The following is a 5034-nucleotide window of genomic DNA, read 5'->3' as shown; positions in this document are numbered from 1 at the left end:
TGTAGTAGTTTACCGTCCGCCGCAGGCGGAACAACGCAGGAGATGCGGTATCCCTCCTGCGGCGGATCTTCGACATCGGCTTTCCCGCAGGGTAAACAACATGGCAGGTTTTTCGCTTTTCATGGATGTCATTCTCGGTGGATTTGTGAACAATGCATCATGAATGCTCAACCATATGTTATTCTTGGTTTTTGTCCTCTGTTGCCATGTTATTTACTCAACATTAGGGTAAATTTATCCTATTATAAGGCCACGGCATTGTCAAGAAACTTGTCTCCTCAAAACTCTCACTCCAAGTGAGCGAGAAATCGCAAGGATCGTATCCAAATCCCTTTTCGATATCATTTACAAATAAGAACAGTCGCGGGGCAGCATCAAGGTAGAGATCAATAGAAGTAATCATGTTGAAAGCCCGCAATTAGCGATGTGGAACACCGCGGCAGACTGCGAAGGCCTGCCCGCCGGACTGCATCCGCGTGTTTTGCGGGAGATGTCTTAGTTCTACCAATCTTCTGGATACTAGGCCTGACGGATATTGTATTTGGCCATCTGCCTCAGTCCGGCGACTCAGTGCGGTAATGGATCCACCAGCCCGACGCTCCGATTTCGACGCGTTCGATGCGGAAAATATTTCGTCCGTGATGGGGAGCGGTGCCGAGCATGTACGAAAGATGCCTGTTTTTCTCCTCCGTCGTAATATTCGGCTTGGGGTCTTCGACGAAGGTTTTTTTCTCCTCCAGCGGCATTCTTGGACCTCCTTATTTTTACTTCAAAAGTCTAGAATTCCCTGAACCATTTTGAGCATGATTCTCTAACTATGGATTACGAAAACTTTGTACTGTCCAGTCTCGAAGACAATGAGGCTTTCTGCCTCCCTCAGTTTGACACGTGAAGAGGTTACTCATCGTAGGCTGTTGGGCCATCTAAACAGAAAGCTTGTCTTTTGGCAATAACGGAATCGGTTTTTATGACAGTTCAGTTGTTTTGGGAAATGGTTTGAGCGTGTGTTCGTGTGTGCAGGGGACATCCTGCTCCCAAGGGGGCCTCTCCACACGCTTGGCCCCTCAAGACACCGCCTGCCACTGATACAATTGATAGTACAGGCCCTGTCTGTCCATGAGTTCGTCGTGAGAGCCCACCTCTTTGATGCGCCCTCTGTGAAGCACAATGATACGGTCGGCATTCCGAATGGTGGACAAGCGATGCGCCACCACGATGGCCGTGCGTTTTTGCATCAACCTAAAGGTTGCCTCCTGGATGAGTTGTTCTGTTTGTGTATCAACGCTCGAAGTCGCTTCATCAAGGATCAGAATCTCAGGGTCGCGGGCCAGGGCCCTGGCAAAGGCCAGCAACTGCCGTTCGCCGCTCGAAAGGGTGCGGCCTCCCTCTGTCAAGGCCGTATCCAGTCCATGAGGAAGGATTTCAACCAACCGGTCAAGATTGCACGCTGCAATGATCTCTTGCAGGCCCTCATGAGAAAGATGCGGGTTTCCCGCAGTAATGTTATCTCTGATTGTGTCTGCAAACAAAAACACATCCTGAGTGATCAAGGCAATTCGCGCCCGCAACAAGGCCTTGGGTACGTGACGCATGTCCACCCCGCCAACCGTGATACTCCCCCTGGATGGATTGTAAAACCGTTCAATAAGATGAATGAGAGTCGATTTGCCTGCCCCGGTCGGCCCCACAATGGCCACTGTTTCACCACGCCGAACGGTAAATGAGACATCCTTTAATATCCAGTCTTCCCCTTCATAGGCGAACCACACCCTTTCAAAGGACACTGCGTCCGCCGTCTCCAATTCCGAATCGGAAAAGGTTATGGTTGGCGTGGTTGCGTCCGGCATCTTGCTCGGGATTTCAGACTCCGGAATCCGCTCCTGGTTGTCAAGAAGGAGAAAAATCCGCTCTGAAGAGGCCATGGCCGACTGCATGATGTTGTACTTTTCAGCAATATCGCGGATGGGCCGAAAAAACATCCTCATATAGGAAACAAAGGCTACCAGAACACCAAGGCTCAGGCTCTCGCCAAGAACACGCATCCCGCCATACCAGATGACCAGCGCTGTGGTAACTGAGCTCAAAACCTCGATTGCCGGCATGAATACGGCAAACACGTTTATCTGACGCATTCCGACCAGATAATTCTGGCGATTGAGTTCTTTGAAACGCTCGTAGTTTCTGGCCTCCTGAACGAATAGCTGGATAATACGGATACCATTAATGCTTTCCTGAAGCCTTGTGTTGATCTCAGCTATCTTAATCCGAAGTTCCCGAAACAGGTCCCTGGCCAGACGGCTGAAGTAGGTTGTCGTAAGAAATATGAACGGCAGCATGAGAAAACAGATTAGGGCCAGTTTCCAATTCATCAGCAGTAGCACAACAGTTATGCCAAGAAGGAGAAAGATGTCCTTGAAAAGCACCGTGATGATGGATGTGAAAAAATCGTGCAGATTCTGAACGTCACTGGTTACGCGGGTCACCAGACGACCAACGGGATTCTTGGTAAAAAACGCCACGGAAAGGCCCTGGATGTGCTCAAAAAGCCTCAGCCTGATGTCATGCATAATGAACTGCCCCGTATATTCCATGACTAGAACGTTTCCAAAACCCAAAAGAAAATGGCAAAACACAACGCCAAGAAATATCAGGGCAATGCGGGCCACGCCGGCATGATCTCGCATTCGGAGAACCGCCAAATCAGACTTGTCGAGCTTTGAAAGATCCTCATAAGGAATCCTTGCATGGGGCCACTCGATTTCAAAAAGTCTCGGGTGCTGATCCACGATCCTGGCAACCCTCGGGGCTCGGAGGTCGGCCACATAAAACCGCCGTTTCTGCGAAGCTCCCGTTTTTTCAGCCGCCATGTCCTGTACAATATAGCGGTCGATAGCCACCTTCGTGAGATAAGGCAGCGCCAGGTCCATGACAGTAATGGCGCTGACGAGCACAATGGAGAGCAAAAAAAAGAGTTTATATGGGCGAACGTGCGGAAAGAGCCTTCTTAGCAATCTCAGGTCGTATGGTTTGCCGAGCTGATCCTCTTCAAAATATCCGTAGTCGATTCGCATATCACGTCTCAGCTTTTCCGTTGTTGAGTTCTTCTTCAATCTGCTGCAATTGATACATTCTGCCGTAATATCCATCCTGCGCCATTAGTTGTTCATGCGTGCCGGTCTGACTTATGCGTCCGCACTCCAGTACAATAATAAGATCCGCGTGTCTCACGTGGCTGATCCTGTGAGATATTATCACTGTGGTGCGGCCGGCGGAAAGCTCTCGAACGCTGCCCAGGATGGCGGCAGCAGTCTCTGTGTCCACCTGGCTCATGGGATCATCCAGAATCACGATAGGCGCTGAAACCAGAAGGGCCCTTGCCAGGGCGAGACGCTGCCTTTGACCGCCAGAGAGGGTGACCCCCTTTTCTCCAATGACGGTGCGGAACTGATCGGGAAATCCCATGACGGTGTCATACAAACGTGCGGCTTTAGCTGCCACGATTATCTCTTCCTCAGAAGCATCATTCTTTCCAAAGCACAGGTTTTCTTGGATCGTGCCCGAAAACAAAAAGGCATCCTGGGGGACTACTGCCAGGTGTGCCCGCAGGGTCTGAAGAGGTATCCGTCGGATCTCCTTGCCGTCAATCAGAATGCGTCCCTCCGTGGGATCAAGAAGCCTTGGAATCAGATGGCACAGTGTGGTCTTGCCGCTTCCGGTGGGGCCAACCACACCGAGCGTCCGGCCTGATGTCACAGAAAATGACACCTTTGAAAGGGCATTTGGCTGGCCCGGACCATATTTGAAACCCACATTATCAAAGACGATCTCCCCCTCGACCGCTCTTACCGGACTTGCCATTTTTGGGCTGACAATCTGAGGCCTGGTCTCAAGGATCCGACTGATCCTGTCCAGTGAGGCGCCTCCCCGTTGGATCAGGTTGATCACCCAGCCCATGGCCATCATAGGCCACGTGAGAAGACCCAGGTAGCTTATGAAGGCCACAAAATCACCCGGCGTAATCGTAAGATCAATAGCCTGCCCACCGCCCAGATACAGCACCACTGCCACACTCAGATTGGAAAAAAACATCATCCCAGGAAAAAAGACTCCCGTAATCCGGACCAGTCGAAGATTTTTGCCCAAATAATCTTTTGAGATCTCTGCAAGCCTCAGGGCTTCCGCCTCCTCCCTGTTGTAGGCCTTAATCACCCTGATACCGGCAACACGTTCTCGAACCGTTTCAGTCAGACCGGCAAAGGAGGCCTGGACTTCCTTGTAGAGCCGGTGCATACGTCGGGTAACGACACGAGCCAATATGACAATAACCGGCATAGGCAGCAGGGCAAAAACGGTCAGAGTGACGTTGATGTACAGCATGAAACCGATTGCAGCCAGCCCAAGAACCACCGCATCTGTTAGCGCCACCATCCCCATGCCCACGGCCATCCGCACGTGCTGTACGTCATTTGTGGCGTGGGCCATCAAGTCCCCTGTCTTGGTTTCATCAAAGTAGGCGCCAGAAAGAGTCTGGATGTGAGCAAAAAGCTGGTTGCGCAGCCCCTCCTCCACCCTTCTTGATGTGCCTATGAGACATCTGCGCCAGACAAATCGAAATATCCCGATCAGTAGCGCCACACCTACAATATAGAGGGCATAATGAGAGACGTTTGTGGCTGTGGTGCGGCAGATTGTCAAATCATCCACAACCCACTTGATGATCCGAGGAATAAATAATTGAAGGATGTCAACCACGAAAAGAGAAAGAAGGCCGAGCAATATAACTGCCCTCTTTTCCACAAAGTATGGTTTAATAAGACGGTATGACTTCATGAACCGGTTTTTTTTGTTGTCTCTGCCCGCTTCTTCTTGACCGTCGCAAGCTTAAAGGCACTTAGAAGTTCAAGGGCATGGCCATATCACTCTTTCAGCCGTCCGCCTGCGGGCCGAAGCCTTCGGGCTCTCCGCCATAGGCTTCGGCCCGCAGGCGGACGGAGAGCTCGTAGCCAAGGCTACTTCCCGGCCTTCGTAGCCGTT

The 5034-nt window shown here is 51.2% G+C and carries 3 protein-coding genes; all 3 read right to left on the bottom strand.

From position 1 onward, the window contains the following. Positions 1 to 554: 554 nt before the first annotated feature. The 3 genes from JW883_13000 to JW883_12990 all read right to left on the bottom strand — a co-directional run bounded on the left by JW883_13000 (position 555) and on the right by JW883_12990 (position 4830). A complete protein-coding gene (locus JW883_13000; GenBank protein ID MBN1843183.1) occupies positions 555 to 746 on the bottom strand; it encodes a hypothetical protein in 192 nt (63 codons plus the stop codon). Between the two features lie 318 nt (positions 747 to 1064). Beyond that, entirely contained in the window at positions 1065 to 3071 is a 2007-nt protein-coding gene (locus tag JW883_12995; GenBank protein MBN1843182.1) for an ABC transporter ATP-binding protein, read from the bottom strand. Between the two features lies 1 nt (position 3072). Further along, on the bottom strand, positions 3073 to 4830 hold the full coding sequence (locus JW883_12990; GenBank protein ID MBN1843181.1) for an ABC transporter ATP-binding protein: 1758 nt from the start codon (positions 4828 to 4830) through the stop codon (positions 3073 to 3075). Between the last annotated feature and the right edge of the window lie 204 nt (positions 4831 to 5034).

It is taken from the genome of Deltaproteobacteria bacterium (assembly GCA_016930875.1).
Classification (GTDB): Bacteria; Desulfobacterota; Desulfobacteria; order Desulfobacterales.
This window is presented reverse-complemented; position numbering and strand designations above follow the sequence as displayed.